Below are 22,264 nucleotides of genomic sequence, written 5' to 3' on the forward strand. Positions count from 1 at the left end.
CGTGCAGCGCCAGGGCCTCGGTCAGCGTCGACTTACCGGCATCCGGGTGCGAGATCACCGCGAACGTCCGCCGACGCCCCGCCTCCCGGGCGACCTCGGCCTCCTGCCTCGCCGCGCCCGCCGTGTCCACGCTCATCCTCGCTGCCCGTCCCGCCTCGTGTACTGGTCGGCCCGGATCCGGGCCCCGTCCAGCCTACGCCCGGCGCGGGGCGCTCGCGCGCCCGGAAGACGGGGCCTTCGCCTGTGTTCGGGGCGCTTCACGCCGGGGCCTTCGTCGTCGCCTGCGCCTGCGCTCGTTCCCACACCGTCGCCCGCCACCACCCTCAACGGACGCCTCCGGCGCGGTTCTCCCTGCTCCGGCTTGGCTCCTCCTGCAGGCACCGGCGCGCCCCTCACACCTGTGCTTTCTTTGGGCCTCCGCTCGTTCCTCGCTTTGGCCCGGATGGACCCCCTGGGGATCCGCCCGCAGGCTGTGCTGCTCGCGTTCGACCCCCTGGGGGTGCGGCGGCGGGGGTGCGTGTGCACGTCCAACCCCTTGGGGTGCAGGTGGAAGCGCGGTCCTTCCCGCTTCGGCCGGGTCAGGAGTCCTGCTCGACGGCCGCGCCGATGCGTCGGAGCAGGGCCTCGCGGTCGGTGCCCCCCGGGTAGACCGCGACCAGCACCCTGTCCGCGGACGGGGGCTCCTCCTCCACCGCCAGGACCGTCCGCGCCGTGCGGCGGACCAGGTCCATCGCGGTGTCGAACCGGGCCCACACCCGCCGCCCGTCCTCCGACGGGTCGCGCAGCCAGGACCGCAGCACGTGGTTGTGCGCGGCGATGACCGAGGCCGCGACCACCCCCGCGGACAGCGAGCGGCCCTCGGCACCCTCCCGGTCGGCCAGGAACCGGCTGAACGCGGCCTGGTAGCGGGCGGTCATGGCGACCTCGCGGTCGCGCAGCCGCGGATGGGCGCGCACCAGGCGGTAGCGCGGAACGGTCACCTCGGGGTCGCGCAGGTAGCCCTGGAGCACCAGGCGGGCGGCGGAGCAGACCGCTTCCAGCGGTTCGTCCGGCGACGCCTCCAGGTAGGCGGCCACGGTCGTGAAGAGCTCGTCGTGCTCGGCGAAGAGGATGTCCTCCTTCGAGCCGAAGCGGCGGAACAGGCTCCGCCGGCTCATCCCCGCGGCGGTGGCGATCCCCTCCATCGTGGTGCTCTCGAAGCCGTCCTCGGTGAACAGCCGGACCGCGGCCAGCACCACGTCGCGCGTGGCCGTGCGCGACGGCCCGTTCCGGCCGGCCGACCGCTCCTGGACACCGTTCCCCACGCTGCTCACCCCTTCCACCGGCCCCGCGTCCACTCGACGCCTCCCAGAAGGTATCCGACCCGGTCTTGTGTACTTCGTCCCGTTCACCCCCTACCCTGGCACTGGATGCCATACACCGGCACGCGGTGCCAACTGCCGAGGGGCGGGACACCCTCGGGGAGGGAAGACTGATGAGCGACTTCGACCTGTTCAAGACCACCGAGGAGCACGAGGAGCTGCGCGAGGCCGTACGCTCCGTCGCCGAGGACAAGATCGCGCCGCACGCAGCCGAGGTGGACGAGACCAGCTCCTTCCCCCAGGCCGCGCACGACGCCCTGGTCGCCACCGACTTCCACGCCGCGCACATCGAGGAGAAGTACGACGGCGTCGGCGCCGACGCGCTGGCCACCTGCATCATCATCGAGGAGGTCGCCCGGGCCTGCGCCTCGTCGTCCCTCATCCCGGCGGTCAACAAGCTCGGCACCATGCCCGTCATCCTGGGCGCCTCCGAGGAGGTCAAGCAGCGCTACCTGCCCGAGGTCGCCAGCGGCGCGGCGATGTTCTCCTACGGCCTGTCCGAGCGCGAGGCGGGCTCCGACACCGCCAGCATGCGCTCCCAGGCCGTCGCCGACGGCGACGACTGGATCCTCAACGGCCAGAAGTCCTGGATCACCAACGCCGGTGTGAGCAAGTACTACACCGTCCTGGCCGTGACCGACCCCGACGGCCCGCGCGGCCGCAACATCTCGGCGTTCGTCCTGCACGCCGACGACGAGGGCTTCTCCCTGGGCGAGCCCGAGCGCAAGCTCGGCATCAAGGGCTCCCCCACCCGCGAGCTGTTCTTCGACAACGTGCGCGTGCCCGGCGACCGCATCGTCGGCGCCCCGGGCGAGGGCCTCAAGATCGCCCTGCGCACCCTCGACCACACCCGCGTGACCATCGGCGCCCAGGCCGTCGGCATCGCGCAGGGCGCGCTCGACCACGCCGTGGCCTACGTCAAGGAGCGCAAGCAGTTCGGCAAGGCCGTCGCCGACTTCCAGGGCGTCCAGTTCATGCTCGCCGACATGGCGATGAAGCTGGAGACGGCCCGCCAGATGGTCTACGTCGCCGCCGCCAAGTCCGAGCGCGGCGACAGCGACCTGGCCTTCTACGGCGCCGCGGCCAAGTGCTACGCCTCCGACGCGGCCATGGAGATCACCACCGACGCCGTGCAGCTGCTCGGCGGCGCGGGCTACGTCAAGGACTTCCCGCTGGAGCGCATGATGCGCGACGCCAAGATCACCCAGATCTACGAGGGCACCAACCAGATCCAGCGCATGGTCATGGCCCGCCAGCTCCTGAAGAAGTAGGCGTCAAGGAGTAGGCCCCCGCCACGGCCTGGCCGGACCCGCCCGCGGGCCGGTCAGGCTGTGGCCTCGCGTACGAAGCGGGCCATCGGGATGGGGTCGCGGCCCAGCGCGTCGCGCACGTCCCCGGTGACCGAGCCCGCCAGCCCCTCGTTGGCGGCGGCGAACCGCTCGTTGAGGGTGTCGACGTAGCGGTCGCCCCACCCGCGGTCGGTCGCCCGGAAGTAGAACCCGGCCTCGTCGATCGCCTTGTACCGCCACACGGGGCTGTCCGTGCCCTTGGTCATCTTCACGACCTCGCGGAACGTCAGCGCCTGCGGGCCGGTCAGCGTGTACTCACGGCCGTGGTGGTCGCCGGTGAGCGCTGCCACGGCCGCGTTGGCGACGTCGCGCGCGTCCACGAAGCTCACCGCCGACCTCTTGCGCACCGGCAGCTCCAGGCGCCCGTTGCGCGAGCGGGCGAGGTCGGCGAAGACGCCCTCGGTGAAGTCCTGGTGGAGCCAGTTGGGGCGCAGGACGGTCCAGCGGCCGAACAGCTCCTTGGCCCGCATCTCGGCCGTGCGCTGGTCGGAGTCGGAGGGCGCGTGCTCGGTGCCCATGGCCGACATCACGACGGCGTGGTCCACACCCGCCTCGGCCGCGCGCTCCAGGAAGCCGCCCACGCGGCTGCCCAGGCCGAGGCCGACCGGCGTCACCACGAACACCCGGTCCACGTCCTTGAGGACGTCCCCCCAGTTGGCGGTGTCCGTCCAGTCCAGGCGGGTGGGCGAGGTGCGCGAGGCACCCGTCGCGGGCAGCCCGCGCCGCTCCAGCTCCGCGAGGACGCGTCTGCCCACCATCCCGGTGGCCCCGGTGACCAATGTGCTCATCGGCCCCACCGTACCGATCCCGGACACCTGGCGCTCCCGTTCGGCCCCGGGCGGTGACCGCGCGTCCGGCCCCGGCCGGGCCGACGGCTCCGCCCGACGGGCTCCTCACCCGCGGCGCTCGGGGGCCAGGGCCTCCATGGCCAGGATGAGCGCGCCGCCCAGGACCGCCACCGCCAGGTTGGCGAACAGCGCGTACTCCTGGAGGAACGAGACGTTGGGCACGACCAGCCGGTTGAAGGAGTTGAGGACGATACCGAAGAACGGCTGGTACCAGAGGTGGTCGATGGCACCGCTGACGCCGATGAGGAACACGAGCAGGCCGAGGCCCTGAAGGATTTTGCGCATGCCACCGACGCTAGGCCCCGGGCGGTGCCGCGCACATCGGCCACGGGCGTGGACCCGGGCGTCCGGAGGACCGGTCGGCCGCGGACCGGCACGACCAAAGTAGGGAGTCGTCCGACGTCGGTACCGAGCTCCCCTCCGGAGCCGGATCCGGCACCGGGCGCGCCGTAGACTCCGGGACGATGAACGCATCCACCGACCGGGCCCGACCGCGGCGGCGCACCGTGCGCGACTGGATCGTGGACTTCACCATCTTCCTCCTCGCCGTGGGCTTCGGTCTGGCCCTCGCGCTGGAGTTCCCCGACTCCCCGCACGGGGAGGGCGCCCCCTACCCCTCCGTCGACCTGCCGCTGTGGCTCTCGGCCACCGAGCAGGTGATCGCGCTGGCCGCCTGCGTGGGCCTGTGGTGGCGGCGCCGGTGGCCCGTCGAGCTCGCCGTCGTCCTGGTCCTGTTCTCCTCGGTCCTGACCCTGGTGTCCGGGGCGATGCTGATCGCCCTGTTCTCCCTGGCCGTGCACCGGCCCCCGAAGGTCAGCCTCTCCGTCCTCGTGCTCGCCGTGGGAGCCGCCTCCGTCCACGCGGTCGTACGCCCCGACCCCGTCTCGCCCTTCCTGGTCGACTTCCTGCTCGGCACCGCCATCCTGGGGGCCGTGACGGGCTGGGGCCTGACCGTCCACCACCGCCGCCGGCTCGTGGAGTCCCTGCGCGACCGGGCCGTGCACGCCGAGACCGAGGCCCGCCTGCGCGCCGAACAGGCCCAGCACCAGGTCCGGGAGTCCATCGCCCGCGAGATCCACGACGTCCTCGGGCACCGGCTCTCCCTGTTGAGCGTGCTCGCCGGGGCCCTGGAGTACCGTCCGGACACGCCGCCGGAACAGGTGGCGCGCTCGGCGAAGGTCATCCGGGAGAGCGCCCACCAGGCGCTCCAGGACCTGCGCGAGGTGATCGGCGTCCTGCGGGCCCCGGTGGGCGAGCTGCCCCAGCCGACCATGGCCGATCTGCACCAGCTCGTGGCCGAGGCCGATGACGTCGGCTCGCGTGTCGAGCTGTCGCAGGAGCACGAGGGGCGGGTGCCGGACCGGGTCGGGCGGACGGCCTACCGGATCGTCCAGGAGGCCCTGACCAACGCGCGCAAGCACGCTCCGGGCGCCGACACCAGGGTCCGGGTGTCCGGTGCCCCGGGCGAGGGGCTCACCGTGGACGTGGTCAACGACGCCGCCGCCACGCCGCCCGCCCACCGGGCCGGCGGCGACGGGGCCGGGCAGGGGCTGGTCGGCCTGGCCGAGCGGGTGTCACTGGCGTCGGGGCGGCTGGAGCACGGCCCGACCGACTCCGGTGGCTGGCGGCTCTCGGCCTGGCTACCGTGGCCCTCATGAGCGAACCGCAGCAGGGCAGCCGACGGATCGGGGTCGTCATCGTCGACGACGACGCGCTGGTGCGGGTCGGGCTGGTGATGATGATGGGCGGAGCGCCCGACGTCCGGGTGCTCGCGGAGGCCGAGGACGGCGCCGGGGTGCTCGCGCTCGTCGAGGAGCACGACCCCGACGTCGTGCTGATGGACATCCGCATGCCGGGTGTGGACGGACTGACCGCCACCGAGCGCCTGCGCGCCCTCCCGCGACCGCCCGAGGTGCTGGTCCTGACCACCTTCGACGCCGACGAGCACGTCCTGCGGGCCCTGCGGGCCGGCGCGGCGGGCTTCCTGCTCAAGGACACCCCGCCGGACGAGATCGTCGAGTCGGTGCGCCGGGTCGCCCGCGGCCTGCCCGTGCTCTCTCCCAGCGTCACCCGGCGCCTCATCGACCGGGTGGCCTCGACCGGGCACGACCAGCGCGCGGTCCGGGCCCGGGAACGGCTGGCGGCGCTCAACACCCGGGAGTCCGAGGTCGCGGTCGCCGTCGGCGAGGGCCGCTCCAACGCCGACATCGCCGCCACACTGTTCCTCAGCGTGCCGACCGTGAAGACGCACGTGTCGAACATCCTCACCAAGCTCGGCCTCAACAACCGGGTGCAGGTGGCACTGCTGGTCCACGACGCCCAGCTCCTGGACGGCACCGAGTAGGAGCGGCGTGGCCGGCGGCACCCTGGCGATCGTGCCGGGACGCCACTCCGTGGCCGCCTGGGGCCGGGCCTGGATCCCAGGGCAACCCGGTGGCGGGCTCGGCGGCGCTGGAGGCGTTCACCGGCCTCACGCGCCGCTCGGTGTTCCGAGCCGGTGGGCGCGCGGGGTTCTGAGGCGTCGGTCGCGCGACTGACCGTTGCGGGCGCACCCTCGGACCACTCGGTGCCCCTCACCAGTGGGCGCGTGCCCCGGACCGCGGTCGGAGGCGCGTGCGTCAGGCGGCCGGCTCGAAGGTCCGCGACATCCGGTCCAGCAGCGCCCGGTTGGCCTCGGGGTCGTCGTTGCTCGCGACGAGGAACAGCGCGTAGCCCTTGTCCTCGGTGTGGAAGCCACGGTTGATGGCGTGCATCCGACCGCCGCTCCCGTCGTAGGTGAACTCCCAGTCGGCGGCGCTGACGTAGTCGTCGGCCCAGTCGGCCTCGACGTCCTCGATCCCCGTCAGCTCGTACCCGCCGAACCTGTCCCGGGCGGAGGGCTCGAACTCGCGCCAGTCGTCCCCGGCGTCCGGGTTGGGGTCGTCGGTCTGGTCCACGAGCAGGTAGCCGCCGTCGGGGTTGTGGAAGTACACCATGTGGTCCCGGCGCTCCTCGGTCCAGTCCTCGGGCACGTCCACGGAGAAGCCGCTCGGGTCGTCGTGGCGGACCAGGAAGTCCCACTCGTCGTCCGACTCCTCGACCTCCTCGGGCTCGTCGGCCTCTTCGGACTCCCCTGCCACGGGTTCGTCCGCGTCGTCCGCTCCCGCGCCCCCGGCGGCGTCGGCCTCCGACTCGGCGGCGGAGGAGTCCCCGCCCGCGTCGGCGCCCGCCTCCTGGGAGCCGTCGACCAGTCCCGCGTCCGATCCCGCCCCCGGCCGGTTCATGCTCACCAGGACGCTGGCCGTGGCGCCGGCCACCAGGAGGACGAGGACGGCCGCCACCACCAGCAGGGCGCGCCGTCCACTCCGGCCACCGCGGGCCGCGCCCCGCGCCGACGCGGACGAGGGCGCGGGCGGACCAGCGGGTGTCCCGGCGACCGCGGCGGCCCCCTTGGCGAGCCTTCCGGCGGACGCCTCGGCGGGCGTCCCGGCGGACATCGCCGCCTCCGCCGTCCCGTCCGCCCCTGTCGACTCCCCCGGAACGCCCCCGCTCGGTGCGGCGGACGCCGCCTCCGCCACATCCGCCTCCTCAGCCCGGGACAGGTCCGCGGGCGCGGTCGTGGCCAGGGTCGGGGCGACGGCCGGCGCCGATCCGGCCGCCTCCTCGGCGTCGCGGACCTCCCGCAGCCGGGCCCGTGCCTCGGCGACCGTCGGCCGGTCCTCGGGGCGCTTCTCGCACAGGGCCTCCAGCAGCGGCCGCAGGGCTCCGGCGCGCTCCGCCTCGGGCAGGTCCTGGGTGACGATCGCGGTGAGGGTCGCCATCGGGGTGGGCCGGTCGAACGGCAGGGCACCCTCGACCGCCTGGTAGAGCGTCACGCCCAGCGACCACAGGTCGGAGGCGGGGGTCGCCGACTGCCCCTGGGCGACCTCCGGGGCCAGGTAGCTGGGTGAACCGATGAGCAGCCCGGTACTGGTCAGGTGGGTGGAGCCGTCGAGGTGGGCGATGCCGAAGTCGGTGAGCACCGCGCGGTCGTTCCCGGCGATGAGCACGTTGCCGGGCTTGACGTCGCGGTGCACGATCCCGCGCCCGTGCGCCTCCGCCAGCCCGGCGGCCATCTGCTCGCCGATGCCCGAGGCGCGGCCCACGCCGATGACGCCGTCGGCCTTGACGAGGTCGCCCAGGGAGGGGCCGCGCACGAGCTCCATCACGATCCACGGGCGGCCGTCCTCCTCGGCCACGTCGAACACCGTGATGATCGACGGGTGGCTGAGCTGCGCCGCGCTGCGCGCCTCGCGGAGCATGCGCGTCCGCAGGACCTCGATCTCGTGCGGGGGGAGGTTGGCGGGGGTGGTCAGCTCCTTGACCGCGACGGGCCGGTCCAGGAGGGTGTCGGTCCCCTTCCAGACCCGCCCCATGCCGCCCGTGCCGAGCACCTCTTCCAGGCGGTAGCGGCTGGCCAGGAGTCGACCGGGGTCGGCTTCCGAACTGTTCATGAGTGTGCGATTCCTCTGAGGGGAGGCAGGCATGCGGGACCGGGGCGGGTGGAGGGGCACCGGCGGGGGACACCAGCGAGTCTAGGAGCCGCGCCGGCCGACGACGCTCCCCGCCCGGGTGACCATGCTGTGCCCCACCTGGTGCGAACCCGGACGAAACACCCCTGACATGCGGCGATCCCGCCGCGGGCGCTGTGACGCGTCCGACGGCGGGACCGGCTCGTCCGGGCGTGTCCCGCGCCCGGGTGGGTCAGGAGAGGCGCACGGGGAGTGCCCGCACACCTCCGACGATGAACGACGGCAGCGGCTCCAGGTCCTGGTCGGCCACGGCGAGGTCGAGTCCGGGGAAGCGCGCGAACAGGCGCGGCAGCAGCTCCAGGACCTCCATCCGGGCCAGGCTCGCGCCCAGGCAGTAGTGCCGCCCGCGGGAGAACGACAGGTGCCCGGTGTCCTCGCGGGTAATGTCGAACAGGTCCGCGGTGGCGCCGTGGCGCTCGGGGTCGCGGCCCGCGGAGCCGTAGCCCAGGAGCAGGGGCTCACCGGCGGGCACGGTCACCCCGGCCAGGTCGATCTCCTCGGTCGTGTACCGCATCGGGACGAAGCCGCTGGAGCCGTCCCAGCGCAGGACCTCCTCCAGGGCGCGGTCCCACCCCACCTCGCCCGCCACCAGCAGGTCGAGCTGGTCGCGGTGGCCGAGCAGGGCCCGCACCGCGTTGGCGACGAGGTTCATGGTGGTCTCGTAGCCCGCGCTGATGATCAGCACCAGGCTCCACACCAGTTCGTCCTCGCTGAGCCGGTCGCCCTCGTCGCGGGCGGCGATGAGGTCGCTGGTGAGGTCGTCGCCCGGCTCCGCGCGCTTGGCCGCGACCAGCTCCGTCAGCAGCGCCCACATCTCCATGAAGGTCGCCATGGCCTGGTCGGGTGCGATGCTCTGGTCGAAGAACGCGTTGACCTGCCCGTGCAGCTTCGGCCGGATGTCCTGGTCCAGCCCGAAGAGGTCGCTGATGACCGTCATCGGCAGCGGTCGGGCCACCACCGCCTTGAAGTCGACGACCCCGTCCTCCGCCGCGGCCGCCCGCTCCGCCAGGGAGTCGAGGAGCCCGTCCACCAGCACGGCGATGCCCTCGCGGAGCCCTTCGAGCCGGCGCGGCGTGAACGCGCGTGACACCAGCTTGCGCAGCCGGGTGTGCTCCGGGCCGTCGCTGGTGAGCATGTTCTCGGCGATGATCCAGGAGATGAGCGGCCAGTCCGGCGGGATCTCACCGGCGTTGAAGGCCGCCCAGTGCTTCTTGTCCTTCTGCACCCTCGGGTCGGCCAGTGCGTCGCTGACGGCCGCGTGCGTGGTCACGACCCACGCAGCAACCTCACCAGGAAGCTCGACAGGGACGACAGGCCCCAGGGCGCGGAGGTGCTCGGTCTGGGCTCGGAGGTTTCCAGGGGCGAGTCGGACGGCGTCCACGACTCTCCTTCCTCGGGTGGGGAGCTGAGCGGGGACTGCGGCGTGAAGCGGACGGGCAGGTGCACGGGGAACCAGGTCAGCGTGGTGAGCTGGTAGCACAGCTCCTCGGGCGGAACGGCCAGGGACAGGCCCGGCAGCCGGGTGAGCAGGACGCGTACGGCGACGGTCACCATGGTGGTGGCCTCGTCGATGGCCGGGCAGCGGTGGGGGCCGGCGCCCCAGGCGACGTGCGCCCGGTTGCTGGTCTCGGCCATCTCCGCGGCGTTCTCCTTGAGGAAGAAGTGGTCCGCGGCGGCGAAGCCCAGCAGGATCGGCGACCCGGCCTCGATGACGCGCCCGCCACCCACGGGCACGTCGACCCGCGGGTAGAGCACGGGGTAGTTGGTGATCGGCGGGTCCTTCCACAGGACGTCGTTGACGATGTCGTCCAGGGCCGCCGCCGACAGCGGGGCGTCCGAGCCGGAGACCACGCCCGGCCTGGTGAGGACCTCGCGGATGGTCGCGTACATGAGGTCGGCCGTGGGCTCGTTGGACGCCGCGATGATGAGCATGAGCTGGTGGAGCACCTCCTCATCGGTCAGGGCGGCGCGGTGCTGGAGCAGCTGGGTGGTGAGGTCGTCCCCGGGCGCGCGGTGCTTGGTGGAGACCACCTCCGACAGCGCCCGCTCGGCCTCGGCGTTGGCGCGCTCACTGTCCACGCCCGCCCAGACGTTGCGCATGGCGGAGGCGAAGCGCAGGCCCTGGTCCTCGTCGAAGCCGAAGAGCTCGTTCATGACCAGCAGGGGCAGCATGCGGCCGTACTCGTTGAGGACGTCGGCCTCGCCGCGCTCGCAGAACTGGTCGACCAGGCTGTCGGCGTAGCGCCGGGTGGTCTCGGACAGGCGGCGCTCGCTCACGCTGCCGAGGCAGTCGGTGAGGGCGCGGCGCAGGCGCTGGTGCTCGCTGCCGTCCACGAACAGGGCGTTGGGGCGGGGCGCCATCATCGGGATGAGGCCGGAGTCCACGCCCACCCGGCCCTCGCGGTAGTCCTTCCACAGCCGGGGGTCGTGCGTGAAGGTCGTGGTGTCCCTGGACCAGGAGATCAGTGTGGAGTAGTCGGTGACGAGCCACCCGTGCACGCCCGGTTCGAGTTCGACGGGGACCACGGGGCCGTGGTCGGCGCGCATCTTCTCGTACACGGCGTAGGGGTCGGGGTGCGGCTCACTGTGGTGGAGCGCTGCGCGGGGGCATCCAGATGTCACGGGACCTCGACTGGGGGTGTGGTCGGGACGGGAGGGGCCGTCCTTCCAGGGCTCGGGCACGGCGGGGGCCGCGCGGGTGTGCGCGAGAACCCCTGACTACACGGAGTTCTCGCGCAAACCCTAGCGGCCCCGTGCCAGGGAAGCGAGAGGTTCGGGGCGCTTCACGCGTGCTCGCCCCGGGCCTCCGCTCGTGCCTCGCTTCGGCCAGGGCGCTTCACACCGGGGCCTTCGCCGTCGCTACCGCCTGTCCCACCCGTCGCCCGCCACCACCCTCAACGGACGCCCTCGGCGCGATTCACCCTGCGTCGCCCGCCACCACCCTCAACGGACGCCCTCGGCGCGATTCACCCTGCTTCGGCCCGGATGGACCCCCTGGGTGACGGCGAACGGGACCGCTGGGGTCAGGGCCGGTCACGGGGGGCGGGCTCGGTGAGTGGCCGGAAGCGGCGCAGCCGCTGGCTGTTGGTCACCACGAACACGCTCGACATCGCCATCGCCGCGCCCGCCAGCATCGGGTTGAGCAGGCCCGCCGCGGCGATGGGCAGTGCCGCCGCGTTGTAGGCGAAGGCCCAGAACAGGTTGCCGCGGATGGTCGCGAGCGTGCGCCGGGACAGCCGCACCGCGTCGGCCGCGGCGCGCAGGTCCCCGCGGACCAGCGTCAGGTCGCCGGCCTCGATGGCCACGTCGGTCCCGGTGCCCATGGACAGGCCCAGGTCGGCCTGGGCCAGGGCGGCGGCGTCGTTGACCCCGTCGCCGACCATGGCCACGACGCGCCCCTCGGCCTGCAACCGGGCGACCACGTCGACCTTGTCCTGGGGCAGGACCTCGGCGACGACCTCCTCGATGCCGACCTCGTCGGCGACCGCGCGGGCCACGGCCTTGTTGTCGCCGGTGAGCAGGATCGGGACCAGGCCCAGATCACGGAAGTACCGGACCGCCTCGGCGCTGGTGGGCTTGACCGTGTCGGACACCACCAGCACGCCCCGGGCCCTGCCGTCCCAGCCCGCGACGACGGCCGTGCGGCCCTGGGCCTCGGCGGCCCCGACCGCGTCGGCGAGCTCCTCCGGCAGGTCCTGCGACCACTCCTGGAGGAGCGCGACCCGGCCGACGACGACGGCGCGGCCGTCCACGACGCCCTGGACGCCCAGGCCCTCGATGTTCGCGAAGTCCTCCGGGACCGGCAGGGCCCCCACCCGCTCGGCCGCGCCCGTGGCGATCGCCCGGGCGACAGGGTGCTCGGAGGCGTTCTCCAGCGCTCCCGCCAGGCGCAGCAGCTCGTCCTCGTCCTGCCCGCGGGCGGCGGTGACGGCGGCGAGCGCCATGGCGCCGGTGGTGACGGTGCCGGTCTTGTCCAGGACGACGGTGTCGATCCGGCGGGTGCTCTCCAGGACTTCGGGGCCCTTGATGAGGATGCCGAGCTGGGCGCCGCGGCCCGTGCCCATCATCAGCGCCATGGGCGTGGCCAGGCCGAGCGCGCAGGGGCAGGCGATGATGAGGACCGCGACGGCGGCGGTGAACGCGGCGGCGGCCGGCTCGCCGGTGCCGAGCCAGAAGCCGAGGGTGCCGACCGCGATCATGATGGCGACCGGCACGAAGACGCCGGACACCCGGTCGGCGAGCCGCTGCACGGCGGCCTTGCCGTTCTGGGCGTCCTCGACCAGGCGCGCCATCTGGGCGAGCTGGGTGTCGGAGCCGATCCGCGAGGCGCGCACGACCAGTCGGCCGCCCGCGTTGACCGTGGCACCGACGACGGCGCTGCCCGGGGCGACCTCCACCGGGACGGACTCGCCGGTGAGCATGCTCATGTCGACCGCGGAGGTGCCCGTCTCGACGGTGCCGTCGGTGGCGATCTTCTCGCCGGGGCGGACCACGAAGAGGTCGCCGACGGCGAGCCGGTCGACGGGGACCAGCTCCTCGCGCCCGTCGCGCAGGACCGCGACCTCCTTGGCGCCCAGTTCGAGCAGGGCGCGCAGCGCGGTCCCGGCCCGGCGCTTGGACCGCGCCTCGACGTACTTTCCGAGCAGGATGAAGGAGGTGACGCCGGCGGCGACCTCCAGGTAGATGTTGCCGGACCCGTCGGTGCGGGCGATGGTGAACTCGAACGAGTGCACCATGCCCGGCGTGCCCGCGGTGCCGAGGAAGAGGGCGTAGAGCGACCACAGGAACGCCGCGGTCACGCCGAGCGAGACCAGGGTGTCCATGGTGGCGGTGCCGAGCTTGAGGTTCTTCCACGCCGAGACGTGGAAGGGCAGGGCGCCCCAGACCATGACGGGGGCGGCCAGGGCCAGCGACGCCCACTGCCAGTAGGTGAACTGCAGGGCGGGGACCATCGCCATGGCGATGACGGGAACCGACAGCGCCAGGGAGACGATGACCCGGTGGCGCAGCGCGCGGGTCGGGTCGGGCTCCTCGGCGATCTCCGCGCCGCCCTCCCGGTCTCCGGGCTTCTCGGGGACGGTGGCGGTGTAGCCGGCCTTCTCGACCTGCGCGACGAGCTCCTCGACGGCGGTCGGCTCCCCCTCGAAGCTGACCCGTGCCTTCTCGGTCGCGAAGTTGACGCTGGCGGTGACGCCGTCGAGCTTGTTCAGCCGCTTCTCGACGCGGTTGGCGCAGGCGGCGCAGGTCATGCCGCCGATGGCCAGTTCGACCGACCGCTCCTGGGTTCTGCTGGTCGTCACGTCAGCGCTCCGTGTCCGTGTGGTCGTGGCCGCCCGCCCCGTCCGGGCCGGCGGTGTCCTCGTGGCCCTGGTCCTCCGCGTGCCCGGTGTCCTGCGTCCGCTCCGGCAGAACGGGACCGGCCAGGGAGCCGGCCCCGAACATCACGGCGAACACGGCCACGAGACCCAGTACGTAGAGCCCGAGCTTCGTGGTCGCGTTCATCTCAGGCCCGTACCTCGTAGCCGGCCTCGTCGATGGCCGCGCGCACGGAGGCGTCGTCGACGTCGCCCTCGCTGGTGACGGTCACCTGGCCGGACTCCAGGTCCACTCGCACGTCGGTGATGCCGTCGACCCCGGTGACCTCCTCGGTCACGGAGTTCACGCAGTGCCCGCAGCTCATGCCGTCGACCGTGTAGACAGCGGTAGCCATGTCGCCTCCTGGTTCGTGTGGCGGTCTCCGTCGTGGACCGCTCCGCCTGGAACCGACTATACCCCTAGGGGGTATAAATACGTCAAGCCGCGTCGCCGCAGCTCCGCGACATGCCTCACACGGTACCCCAGGGGGGTACCAAGGACCGACAGAGAAGCCCCCGTCGCGTCCGGACGGATCCGGATCCCGCGGGGGCCGTGACGAAGGGGGATGGGGGGCGGGGGTCGATCGAGACCGGTGGGGTGCGGCTCGACCGCGTCGCCATCCGGGGCCGGTGGGGGCGGCGTCCGGAGGCGGTCCTACTCGGCCTTGAGCTCCAGGCGGGCCACCACGCGCTCGCTCAGGTGGTGCCCGGTCAGCGTGAATCCGGCGCGGCGGAACATCTCCACCGTCCCGGTGTAGACCTCCGCGCTCGGTGCGCGCCCGCCCGCGGTGTCCACCGGATAGGCCTCCAGCACCCGGGCGCCGCTGGAGCGGGCGTAGTCGATCGCCCCCTCCAGGAGGCGGCTGCCCAGTCCGCGCCGGCGGCGGCGCGGCGGGAGCCAGAAGCACACCAGAGACCACACGCCGGGCTCGCGCGGATCGGCCGGACGCAGCGAGCGCGAGCGGGAGAGCCGGATGAAGTCCTCCCGGGGCGCCACGGACACCCAGCCGCACGGGCCGTCCTCGTCATAGGCGAGGAGCCCCGGCACCCGCCCGTCGAGGGTCAGCCGCCGCAACTCCTCCTTGTTGTCCACGCCCCGGTTCGACCGCTCGCACGAGGTGCTCGCGGTATGGTCCTTGGCCCGTCTTCGGAAGAACGTGCACCAGCAGTGCCCGTAGGCTCCGGTCGGCCCGAACAGGTTCTCCAGATCTTCCCACCGCTCGGCGGTGGCGGGCTCGATTGAGACGATGGACATCGGACTCCCTCGACGAGACACACTGGCCGCCACGACTGTGATCCAGAACACTAGCGGTCATTGGCCGTGACCGAAAGAACACGGTTGCCCGCGAACGCCCACCCCTGGGCCCTTCTGACGCCTTCTCCGCACGTCGGGCACGAGAAGGGGCGGATCCCGAGGGATCCGCCCCCGTGTCACGGTCGTCGGGGTCAGGCCCGGCTCTCCTCGGACACGTGCGCGTCCTCGGTGGCCGGGTCCCAGCACTCCACGCCCTTGAGCCCCGGCAGGCGGTCCCGCGTGAACACCGGGTCGCGGCCCTCACGCCGCTGCTCGTTGTAGTCCTTGAGCAACCGGAACGCGATCATCGCCAGCGGCGTGATCGCCAGCAGGTTGACCAGGGCCATCAGGCCCATGGTCGTGTCGGCCAGCGTCCACACCAGGTCGATCGAGCCCAGGGAGCCCAACATGGTGGCCGCCAGGAAGACCACCTTGTAGCCGAGCATGACGCCCTCGTTGCGCGTCAGGTACTCGATGTTCGACTCGCCGTAGTAGTAGTTGCCCAGCACCGAGGTGAACGCGACCAGGATGAGGATCAGGGTCATCAGGTGCAGCGCCCACGGCCCGAGCGACGCCATGACCGCGTGCTGGGCCAGATCGCCCTCCAGCCCCCCGTCGAGCGGCTCGTCCCCGCGGCCCAGCAGGACGATGAAGGCGGTCACCGTGCACAGCACCAGGGTGTCGAAGTACACGCCCAGGGTCTGGACGAGGCCCTGCTTGACGGGGTGCGTGACCGACGCGCTGGCGGCGGCGTTGGGGGCGGAGCCCAGACCGGCCTCGTTGGAGAACATGCCCCGGCGCACACCCTGGACGATGACCGTGCCCAGCGCGGCGGCGCCGAACTCGCGCAGTCCGAAGGCGTGCTCGAAGATCATCACGAACACGCCCGGGACGGCCTGGTAGTTCATCGCCATGATGGCCAGGCCGATGATGACGTAGATGGCCGCGAAGGCCGGGATGAGCGCCTGCGCGGTGTGCGCGATCCGGCGGACGCCGCCGAAGATGACCAGGGCGGTGGCCACGACGACCGCGACGCCGACGGCGGCCGACAGCCACAGGCCCGAGCCGGTGCCCAGGGCGTCGGAGGAGTTGGTCACGGCTCCGGCGATGGTGTTGCTCTGCGCCGCGTTGAAGACCATCGGGAAGGTCAGGATGAGGATGATCGCGAACAGGACGCCCAGCCAGCGCTGGCCGAGCCCCCGTTCCATGTAGTACGCGGGGCCGCCGTGGTAGCCCGTGCGGTTACGCACCTTGTACAGCTGGGCGAGGGTGGACTCGACGAAGCTGGCACCACCCACGATCAGCGCCATCGCCCACATCCAGAAGACCGCGCCGGGGCCGCCCAGGGAGATCGCCACGGCCACACCGACGATGTTGCCGGTTCCCACCCGGGCCGCGGCCGAGATCATGAACGCCTGGAGCGAGGAGACGGCCTTCTTGCCGTCCGGGGCGATCTCGGGCTGGCCTCCGACGACCTTGAACATCTCCGGGAGCATCCGGAGCTGCACCAGGCCGGACCCGAAGGTGAAGTACAGGCTGACCACCACGAGCAGGGGAATCAGGATCCAGGCCCAGAAAACGTCGTTGACGCCGCCGATGGCCTCGGTGAGACTCGCGCTGAGGTTGGGTGCTGCGTCTGCGGATATCACGTGGTCGAGCTCCTTCGCTCAGTGATGAGGGACAACCGCCCACTCTTACCCCGCGAAGGGATCCATACCACTATTTGGACAACCCTTGTCCAGACGTTGCCCCTCTGGTGATATTTCCGTTATACGGAACTATGTCGCGGTTCCTCACGCTTGTCCACGCGCGTCCGTCGCGCCCGGCCCCGGATCAGCCCTGGTGGACGAGGTCCGCGTACTCCGGGTGACGCTTCAGGAACGCCTGGACGAAGGGGCAGATGGGCACGATCCGCAGCTCCCGCGCGCGGATGGTGTCCAGGGACTCACGCACGAGGGTGCTGCCGACGCCCCGGCCCTCGTAGGCGGGGTCGACCTCCACGTGGGGCAGGGCCAGCACCCCGTCGTCGATGAGGTGGTAGGCGGAGAACCCCGCGAGGTTCCCGTCCACGCTCACCTCGAACCTCGACCGCTCCCGCGCGTCCTCGACCGTCAGCTCCATGGCCATCTCCGCTCAGTGCGTCGGCCCCGCACGCGGCGCGTGCGGGGTACATGCGCCCCACAGAATGCCACTTCCCCCGGAGACCGCGCACACACCTCGAACCGGGACGGGACGGTCCTGCCCGGGCGGGAGCCGGACGGGGTCACCCCCCGACGGTGTAGGGGTCGGTGACCCCTCCCGGGCACGCCAGCGCGGAGATCTCCCATCCGGCCAGGGCGGCCCCAGCCCGGTAGGAGCTCTCCAGGAACTCCAGGACCGAGGCGCGCGGGTCCGGCATACGGCGCACGTCGGCATACCGCAGCAGCGCCAGGTGCCCGCCCCCGCTCTCGACCCACTCCGCGGCCACCGGGGACAGCGGCTGCCGGGCCAGCCCGTCCGGTTCGGGCGCCGTGTAGGAGTAGAAGCAGGGTTCGGGGACGGTGTCGTCGCCGAACCAGAAACCCGAGCTCACGACCTCTCGTGAGTAGGCCTCCCGGACGAGTCCGCCCGCCTCCCTCGGCTGCGGCACGGGGTGCGGGGAGAAACGGGTCACGGCGATGTCGAAGGTGTGCCAGAAGTGGTGCACGGGGCTGATCTTGCCGGAGAAGCCCGACGAGAACTCCTCCAGGACCAGGTTGACCTGGCTCAGCACCTGCCAGTACCGCGTGGCGTGCTCCGGGACGTAGGTGGCGTGCTCGTGGTCCTGGACGAAGGGCCGGTCGGAGTCCGGCAGGTCGAAGGGGCGCGCCACCGAGATCGACCCGTCCACCCCCAGGCCGTCCAGCAGTGACTGGAACCGGAGGTAGAAGTCGGCGACGCTCAGACCCTCCAGCGGAAGGGAGGCCTCCTGCCCGTCGAGCGTCGACACGACCAGCCGGTGTCGGACGAAGTCGAAGTCCACCGTGAACACCGGATTGCCGTCGCCCAGCCCCATCGGCCGGGTGGTGAGGCCCGACCCGGTCAGGTGGAAGGGCACATGCCACCAGTGGTTGCGGCGGGGGCTGTGCTCCATCCGCACCTTGCCGACGATCTGCTCGAAGCGGTGCAGGGTCTGCTTGGTGTCGTACCAGGAGTCGAGCGGGAAGTCCGGGAACAGTTCCACGTGGTGCTCCGTCTCTGTGTGACCTTCGTGTCGTGGTGGACGCGTCCCCGCGTCGAGACCCGGCCCCCGCCGTCTCCCCCGGTCACACGGCGTCGAATCCGCCCCGGGGCGAGGGCAGGGTGAGGCGGACGGCGTCGAGCACGCGCGCGTAGGCGGTTCCGTGGGCGTGCAGGGCGGTGCCCAGCACGTCCAGGGCGGGCCGGAACCACGCCAACAGTTCCTCCCCGGCGGCGGCGTCGCCCCGCGCGGCGAACTCCAGGACCACGCACAGGTGGTCGGGGCGTGCGTCGGCGCCCATCCGCCACCCGGCCCGGGCGTAGACACCGGCGACCTCGGCCAGGTCGCGGTCGCGCCGCCGCGCGTCGCCGTCGGAGTAGTGGGTCAGGTACAGGGTCCGGCGGTGGCGCGGGTCGAACACGTCCGTGTAGTGCTCGCACAGCCGCGGTTCGGGCGTGGTGGTGGCGTACTCGCAGAACTCGTCGAGCGCCTCGCGCACGGCACCGCGCGGAAGTCCGGCGACCGCGCGGGCCACCAGGGGCAAGCGGTCGAAGAAGCACTCGTCCGGGTAGCCCAGCAGGACCGAGGCGGCCCGGCGCGTCACCGAAACGCGGTGCGCGCGCAGGGAAGCGCGTTCGTCGGACCGTCGGGCGGCGCCGGTGCCCCCGGTGCCCTCTGTGGCGCTGGTGGTGGTGTCGGTCATCCTCGCTCCTCCTCACGGAGTCGGGTGTCCGCGCCGTGCGGACGGGACGGGCCGTCGTCGGCGTCCCATCACACTCCGCTCACGAATATGCCTCGCGAGGTGGCGGAGTCCCACTTCCCACACCGCATCACGTGACAATCGTGGCCGATCATGGCGAAGTGAGTCGTATGCGTCCGGAGCGGATAAGTCGTCCGGGTCGGAGCACACACGGTGCGGAGTCCGGTGCGTCGCCCACAGCTTGTGGACGAAGGCCGCGGTGCGCCTCGGTCAGGGCGCCACGTCGCGGGCGCGCACGAGCACGGCCGCGCGGTTGCCGACCTTCACCCGTTCCAGGGCGCGCACCCCGGGAGGCAGGACGACCCGGCGCGTGCGCGCGGTCACCACGATCACGGCGTGCGGGGGCAGGACCCGGCCCAGGGACGCCAACAGCGCCGCCATGGGGTCGTCGCCGGGGGCCTCGCCCCGCCAGTGCGTGAGGTCGCCGTAGGGCACGTCCGTGACCACCAGGTCGGCCTCGACCGGTTCCGAGAGCGTGAACACGTCCGCCACGCCCGTCTCGTGCGGGAGGTCGCCGCCCATCGAGGCCAGACCCGCGGCCAGGGCTCCGGCGGTCTCGGCCCGCCCGACGAACTCCGCCCGGCCGAAGTCCAGTGCGGAGCGGCGCAGCTCCTCCTCGCGTTCGGCGAGCCCCTCGCGCGTCAGCAGAGCGAGGTTGCGCGCGGCCAGGGCGACCGCGTCGGGGTCCACGTCCGTGGCCCGCGCGTGGACGATCCGGTCGCGGTGCAGCAGCCCCAGCACGGTCACCAGGTAGCCGCTGCCGCAGCACGGGTCCCACATCCGGACCGGCTCCCGGGGAACGTGCGCCAACCCCCGTTGGAACAGCTCGCTGGCCAACCGCACCGGGAACCCGGGGAACCCGGGCGCGGACCGCAGCACGTTCCCGCTGGCCAGCGCCGAGTGGTCCGCCCGTTCCGTGGCGTACCGGTAGACCACAACCGCCCCCTCGACTTTCCCCACAACAGCGAAGGCCCGGCGTCCTCAGACGCCGGGCCTTCCTCTGCGGTCCTGACGGGATTTGAACCCGCGGCCTCCACCTTGACAGGGTGGCGAGCACTCCTAACTGCTCCACAGGACCTCGCTGCGTGTACAACTCTAGCGCGACTTCGGAGTACTTCGTACCGGGGAACGGCGCCGACGGGTCCTGGAGGGCGCGAAGGCCCCGTCCACCAGGCGCCCGAGCCGAAACGGCCCCGCTGACCCCGACCCCAGGGGGTGGTCGGGCCGAAGCGAGGAACGAGCGGAGGCCCGAAGCAAGCACGGCGAGGGCGCCGACGGGTCCTGGAGGGCCCGGAGGTGGGTCCGTGAGGAACGAGCGGGCACACCGGAGGGCGCGAAGGCCCCGTCCACCAGGCGCCCGAGCCGAAACGGCCCCGCTGACCCCGACCCCAGGGGGGTGGTCGGGCCGAAGCGAGGCACGAGCGGAGGCCCCAGGAAGGCACGGCGAGGGCGCCGACGGGTCCTGGAGGGCCCGGAGGTGGGTCCGTGAGGAACGAGCGGGCCCACCGGAGGGCGCGAAGGCCCCGTCTACCAGGCGCCCGAGCGGGCACGCCTAGAGTGACGGAGAACGCTCCTCTCTCCAGAAGGGAACCGGTGTGAACGAGTCCTCGGCTCCCCTGCCGCCCGGCCCCGACTCCACGCGGGTCGACCGCTGGCTGTGGGCCGTGCGCCTGGTCAAGACGCGCGCGGACGCCGCCCAGGCCTGTCGTGGCGGACACGTCCGCGTCAACGACCGCCCGGCCAAACCGGCCACGACCGTCAAGCCGGGCGACGAGGTGCGGGTCCGCCTGCACGGGACCACGCGCATCGTCGACGTCACGCACGTGCTGGCCAAGCGGGTCGGCGCACCGGTCGCCGCGCGCTGCTACACCGACCGGACTCCCGCCCCTCCCCCGGAGGCGGCGGTGCCGTTCGTGCGGCGCGACCGCGGCGCGGGCCGCCCGACCAAGCGCGACCGCCGCCAGATGGAGCGCATGCGCACGGAGTTCCCTCCACCGCTGTGATCCCGCGACGGTGCTCCCGCTGGTGTGCCCCCGCCGCTGTGGTCCCGCCGGTGTGAGCGGCACCGGTGGCGCTGTCAGGCGCGCAGTGGATCGTCCGCGCGACCGCGCACGGCCGCGCTGTGCTCCTCCAGGAACTCCAGGACCGCCCGGGTGGCCTCGGGCTCGTCCTCGTGCAGGTAGCCGTGGCGCATCCCGGGCAGCGTCAACAGACGGGCACCGGGGACGCGCTCGGCGAGCAGCGCGGCGTTGCCCACGGGCGTGAGCTCGTCGTCCTCCCCGTGCACGACCAGGGTCGGCGCGGTGATGCCGGGCAGAAGGTCCCAGCCGTCGTAGCCCGTGCTGGCCCCGTAGTGCAGGCGCTGGGCGCGCAGGGGGCCGCGCGGCAGGATCCGGGCGACGGTGTCGGGGTGCGCGGCGGCCCACTCGGGCGTGTAGAACAGGGGGCCGATCAGGTCCGCCCCGGCGGCCGTACCGGCCTGGCGCAGCGCCAGCGTGGCCGAACGGGGACGCTCCACCTCGTGGTCCCCGCCCGGCGCGGTCGAGCCCAGGACCAGCGCGCCGATCCGCTCGGGCGCCAGCGCGGCGAGGGTCTGGGCGACCTTGCCGCCCATCGAGAAGCCGTAGACGTGGGCGCGGCCGATCCCGAGCGCGTCCAGGACCGCGAGGGCGTCGCGGGCGAACAGCTCCAGGCTGTAGGGCTCCCCCAGCGGCGCGTCGCTGCCGCCGGTGCCCCGGAAGTCGGTCCGCACGACCCGGTACCGCCGCGCGAGGCCGGTGTGGACGCCCTCCCACATCTCGTGGTCGAGCGCCTGGCCGTTGAACAGCAGGAGGGGTTCGCCCTCCCCGAGGACGTCGTACCAGAGTCGGGTGCCGTCGGCGGCGATCACGTGGCTCACGCGTCCGGACACTACCCGCGCGATCCGGATCCCGCCGCGTCGCGGGTCACACCTGTCGGCCCAGCCGCTCCCACACGGCCCGGTTCTCCGCGGTGCGGTCGATCTCCGAGACCGCCCAGAACGACGCCAGGGCGACCACCACGCCCGCGGCCGCGGCCATCATCGGTCCGCCGCCGGCTTCGGGGTCCGATCCGTGCGGCCATGCCAGCAGGAGCAGGACCGGCAGGGTCAGCCCCGCGGCCTGGACGGCGACGTGGACGCCGCGCCGCGCGCCGAACAGCCCGGCGAACGCCAGGGCCGCGGTCAGGAGCACCGCGACCAGCCCGGTGACGAGCAGCCACCAGCCGTCGTCGAACGCCGTCGACAGCAGCTCCCACCCGGTTCCCACGGAGCGGGCCGACGATCCGAGGCTCAGTTCTCCGTCCTCGTCGAACGAGGGCCCGAAGCCGCCGCCGCGCACCCACGGCAGGGAGAGTGACAGCAGCAGGGCCATGGCTCCCGCCCCCAACCCGCCGGCCACGACCCGCGCGTGCAGCGTGCCCACCTCGTTGTGCGCGACCCGCTGTTCCAGGGCGGCCATCCGGTTGCGCAGCCGGTGGAGCTCGTCCGGGCCGTCCTCGGCCTTCCTCTCGGCCATACCTCGGTTCCCT

21 protein-coding genes and 1 tRNA gene are annotated in these 22,264 nt (G+C 72.8%); 4 read left to right on the plus strand and 18 right to left on the minus strand.

Features of this window, described 5'->3' with window-relative positions; all coding sequences use genetic code 11:
- Positions 1 to 578: 578 nt before the first annotated feature.
- Complete coding sequence (locus ADL05_RS16370) at positions 579 to 1,304, minus strand: TetR/AcrR family transcriptional regulator (protein ID WP_053617846.1); 726 nt, start codon at positions 1,302 to 1,304, stop codon at positions 579 to 581.
- A 170-nt stretch (positions 1,305 to 1,474) separates the two neighbouring features.
- Here ADL05_RS16370 and ADL05_RS16375 point away from each other — a divergent pair, with 170 nt between their 5' ends.
- Entirely contained in the window at positions 1,475 to 2,632 is a 1,158-nt protein-coding gene (locus ADL05_RS16375) for an acyl-CoA dehydrogenase family protein (protein WP_053617847.1), read from the plus strand.
- Positions 2,633 to 2,685: 53 nt separating this feature from the next.
- Here the strand turns inward: ADL05_RS16375 and ADL05_RS16380 are convergent, their stop codons facing one another.
- Positions 2,686 to 3,498: an NAD-dependent epimerase/dehydratase family protein gene (locus ADL05_RS16380; protein WP_053617895.1), complete on the minus strand. Its 813-nt coding sequence runs from the start codon at positions 3,496 to 3,498 to the stop codon at positions 2,686 to 2,688.
- Between the two features lie 105 nt (positions 3,499 to 3,603).
- Entirely contained in the window at positions 3,604 to 3,843 is a 240-nt protein-coding gene (locus ADL05_RS16385) for a hypothetical protein (protein WP_053617848.1), read from the minus strand.
- Between the two features lie 179 nt (positions 3,844 to 4,022).
- On the opposite strand from ADL05_RS16385, the gene ADL05_RS16390 reads away from it, so the two are divergent.
- Both ADL05_RS16390 and ADL05_RS16395 read left to right on the plus strand, forming a co-directional pair.
- Positions 4,023 to 5,216 (plus strand): sensor histidine kinase, encoded by a 1,194-nt coding sequence (locus ADL05_RS16390; protein ID WP_053617849.1) that lies wholly within the window; start codon positions 4,023 to 4,025, stop codon positions 5,214 to 5,216.
- A complete protein-coding gene (locus ADL05_RS16395; RefSeq protein WP_197285823.1) occupies positions 5,213 to 5,902 on the plus strand; it encodes a response regulator transcription factor in 690 nt (229 codons plus the stop codon). Before ADL05_RS16390 ends, ADL05_RS16395 begins: the two co-directional genes overlap by 4 nt.
- 274 nt (positions 5,903 to 6,176) lie before the next feature.
- Here ADL05_RS16395 and ADL05_RS16400 read toward each other — a convergent pair whose 3' ends face one another.
- From ADL05_RS16400 to ADL05_RS16460, 13 genes are all read right to left on the minus strand, one after another.
- Positions 6,177 to 8,030 (minus strand): serine/threonine-protein kinase, encoded by a 1,854-nt coding sequence (locus ADL05_RS16400; protein ID WP_053617851.1) that lies wholly within the window; start codon positions 8,028 to 8,030, stop codon positions 6,177 to 6,179.
- A 250-nt stretch (positions 8,031 to 8,280) separates the two neighbouring features.
- The gene (locus ADL05_RS16405; protein WP_053617852.1) at positions 8,281 to 9,378 is read right to left on the minus strand and encodes a cytochrome P450; all 1,098 of its coding nucleotides are present in this window, start codon (positions 9,376 to 9,378) and stop codon (positions 8,281 to 8,283) included.
- Positions 9,375 to 10,730 (minus strand): cytochrome P450, encoded by a 1,356-nt coding sequence (locus ADL05_RS16410; protein WP_369800952.1) that lies wholly within the window; start codon positions 10,728 to 10,730, stop codon positions 9,375 to 9,377. Before ADL05_RS16410 ends, ADL05_RS16405 begins: the two co-directional genes overlap by 4 nt.
- 401 nt (positions 10,731 to 11,131) lie before the next feature.
- On the minus strand, positions 11,132 to 13,408 hold the full coding sequence (locus tag ADL05_RS16415) for a cation-translocating P-type ATPase (RefSeq protein ID WP_053617854.1): 2,277 nt from the start codon (positions 13,406 to 13,408) through the stop codon (positions 11,132 to 11,134).
- 1 nt (position 13,409) lies between these two features.
- Positions 13,410 to 13,610, minus strand: a complete 201-nt coding sequence (locus tag ADL05_RS16420; RefSeq protein WP_053617855.1) for a hypothetical protein — start codon at positions 13,608 to 13,610, stop codon at positions 13,410 to 13,412.
- A 1-nt stretch (position 13,611) separates the two neighbouring features.
- Positions 13,612 to 13,818 (minus strand): heavy-metal-associated domain-containing protein, encoded by a 207-nt coding sequence (locus ADL05_RS16425; protein ID WP_053617856.1) that lies wholly within the window; start codon positions 13,816 to 13,818, stop codon positions 13,612 to 13,614.
- A gap of 299 nt (positions 13,819 to 14,117) precedes the next feature.
- Positions 14,118 to 14,717 carry a GNAT family N-acetyltransferase gene (locus tag ADL05_RS16430; RefSeq protein ID WP_053617857.1) on the minus strand — a complete coding sequence of 200 codons (600 nt, stop codon included), beginning with the start codon at positions 14,715 to 14,717 and terminating at the stop codon, positions 14,118 to 14,120.
- Between the two features lie 191 nt (positions 14,718 to 14,908).
- On the minus strand, positions 14,909 to 16,405 hold the full coding sequence (locus tag ADL05_RS16435) for a sodium:alanine symporter family protein (protein WP_053617858.1): 1,497 nt from the start codon (positions 16,403 to 16,405) through the stop codon (positions 14,909 to 14,911).
- 184 nt (positions 16,406 to 16,589) lie between these two features.
- Positions 16,590 to 16,877: a GNAT family N-acetyltransferase gene (locus ADL05_RS16440; RefSeq protein ID WP_053617896.1), complete on the minus strand. Its 288-nt coding sequence runs from the start codon at positions 16,875 to 16,877 to the stop codon at positions 16,590 to 16,592.
- 142 nt (positions 16,878 to 17,019) lie between these two features.
- Positions 17,020 to 17,958, minus strand: coding sequence for a DUF5996 family protein (locus ADL05_RS16445; RefSeq protein WP_053617859.1), 939 nt, complete (start codon positions 17,956 to 17,958; stop codon positions 17,020 to 17,022).
- Between the two features lie 82 nt (positions 17,959 to 18,040).
- Positions 18,041 to 18,658: a nitrate reductase molybdenum cofactor assembly chaperone gene (narJ, locus tag ADL05_RS16450; protein WP_053617860.1), complete on the minus strand. Its 618-nt coding sequence runs from the start codon at positions 18,656 to 18,658 to the stop codon at positions 18,041 to 18,043.
- Between the two features lie 267 nt (positions 18,659 to 18,925).
- Positions 18,926 to 19,651: an rRNA methyltransferase gene (locus ADL05_RS16455; protein ID WP_053617861.1), complete on the minus strand. Its 726-nt coding sequence runs from the start codon at positions 19,649 to 19,651 to the stop codon at positions 18,926 to 18,928.
- A gap of 67 nt (positions 19,652 to 19,718) precedes the next feature.
- Positions 19,719 to 19,793, minus strand: a tRNA-Asp gene (locus ADL05_RS16460).
- Positions 19,794 to 20,310: 517 nt separating this feature from the next.
- Here ADL05_RS16460 and ADL05_RS16465 point away from each other — a divergent pair.
- Positions 20,311 to 20,718, plus strand: a complete 408-nt coding sequence (locus tag ADL05_RS16465) for an RNA-binding S4 domain-containing protein (RefSeq protein ID WP_053617862.1) — start codon at positions 20,311 to 20,313, stop codon at positions 20,716 to 20,718.
- A gap of 74 nt (positions 20,719 to 20,792) precedes the next feature.
- Here the strand turns inward: ADL05_RS16465 and ADL05_RS16470 are convergent, their stop codons facing one another.
- Both ADL05_RS16470 and ADL05_RS16475 read right to left on the minus strand, forming a co-directional pair.
- Complete coding sequence (locus tag ADL05_RS16470; RefSeq protein WP_231640775.1) at positions 20,793 to 21,614, minus strand: alpha/beta fold hydrolase; 822 nt, start codon at positions 21,612 to 21,614, stop codon at positions 20,793 to 20,795.
- 46 nt (positions 21,615 to 21,660) lie between these two features.
- Positions 21,661 to 22,251 carry a hypothetical protein gene (locus ADL05_RS16475; protein ID WP_053617864.1) on the minus strand — a complete coding sequence of 197 codons (591 nt, stop codon included), beginning with the start codon at positions 22,249 to 22,251 and terminating at the stop codon, positions 21,661 to 21,663.
- Between the last annotated feature and the right edge of the window lie 13 nt (positions 22,252 to 22,264).

The sequence above is a fragment of the Nocardiopsis sp. NRRL B-16309 genome, from assembly GCF_001279585.1.
GTDB lineage: Bacteria > Actinomycetota > Actinomycetes > Streptosporangiales > Streptosporangiaceae > Nocardiopsis.

Excerpts from the sequence above, each read along its gene's own strand:
- ADL05_RS16440 (WP_053617896.1), bottom strand. The coding sequence starts at position 16,877 with ATGGAGCTGACGGTCGAGGACGCGCGGGAGCGGTCGAGGTTCGAGGTG.
- ADL05_RS16395 (WP_197285823.1), top strand. The coding sequence starts at position 5,213 with ATGAGCGAACCGCAGCAGGGCAGCCGACGGATCGGGGTCGTCATCGTC.
- narJ (WP_053617860.1), bottom strand. The coding sequence starts at position 18,658 with ATGACCGACACCACCACCAGCGCCACAGAGGGCACCGGGGGCACCGGC.
- ADL05_RS16375 (WP_053617847.1), top strand. The coding sequence starts at position 1,475 with ATGAGCGACTTCGACCTGTTCAAGACCACCGAGGAGCACGAGGAGCTG.
- ADL05_RS16385 (WP_053617848.1), bottom strand. The coding sequence starts at position 3,843 with ATGCGCAAAATCCTTCAGGGCCTCGGCCTGCTCGTGTTCCTCATCGGC.
- ADL05_RS16475 (WP_053617864.1), bottom strand. The coding sequence starts at position 22,251 with ATGGCCGAGAGGAAGGCCGAGGACGGCCCGGACGAGCTCCACCGGCTG.
- ADL05_RS16400 (WP_053617851.1), bottom strand. The coding sequence starts at position 8,030 with ATGAACAGTTCGGAAGCCGACCCCGGTCGACTCCTGGCCAGCCGCTAC.
- ADL05_RS16420 (WP_053617855.1), bottom strand. The coding sequence starts at position 13,610 with ATGAACGCGACCACGAAGCTCGGGCTCTACGTACTGGGTCTCGTGGCC.
- ADL05_RS16425 (WP_053617856.1), bottom strand. The coding sequence starts at position 13,818 with ATGGCTACCGCTGTCTACACGGTCGACGGCATGAGCTGCGGGCACTGC.
- ADL05_RS16430 (WP_053617857.1), bottom strand. The coding sequence starts at position 14,717 with ATGTCCATCGTCTCAATCGAGCCCGCCACCGCCGAGCGGTGGGAAGAT.
- ADL05_RS16380 (WP_053617895.1), bottom strand. The coding sequence starts at position 3,498 with ATGAGCACATTGGTCACCGGGGCCACCGGGATGGTGGGCAGACGCGTC.
- ADL05_RS16390 (WP_053617849.1), top strand. The coding sequence starts at position 4,023 with ATGAACGCATCCACCGACCGGGCCCGACCGCGGCGGCGCACCGTGCGC.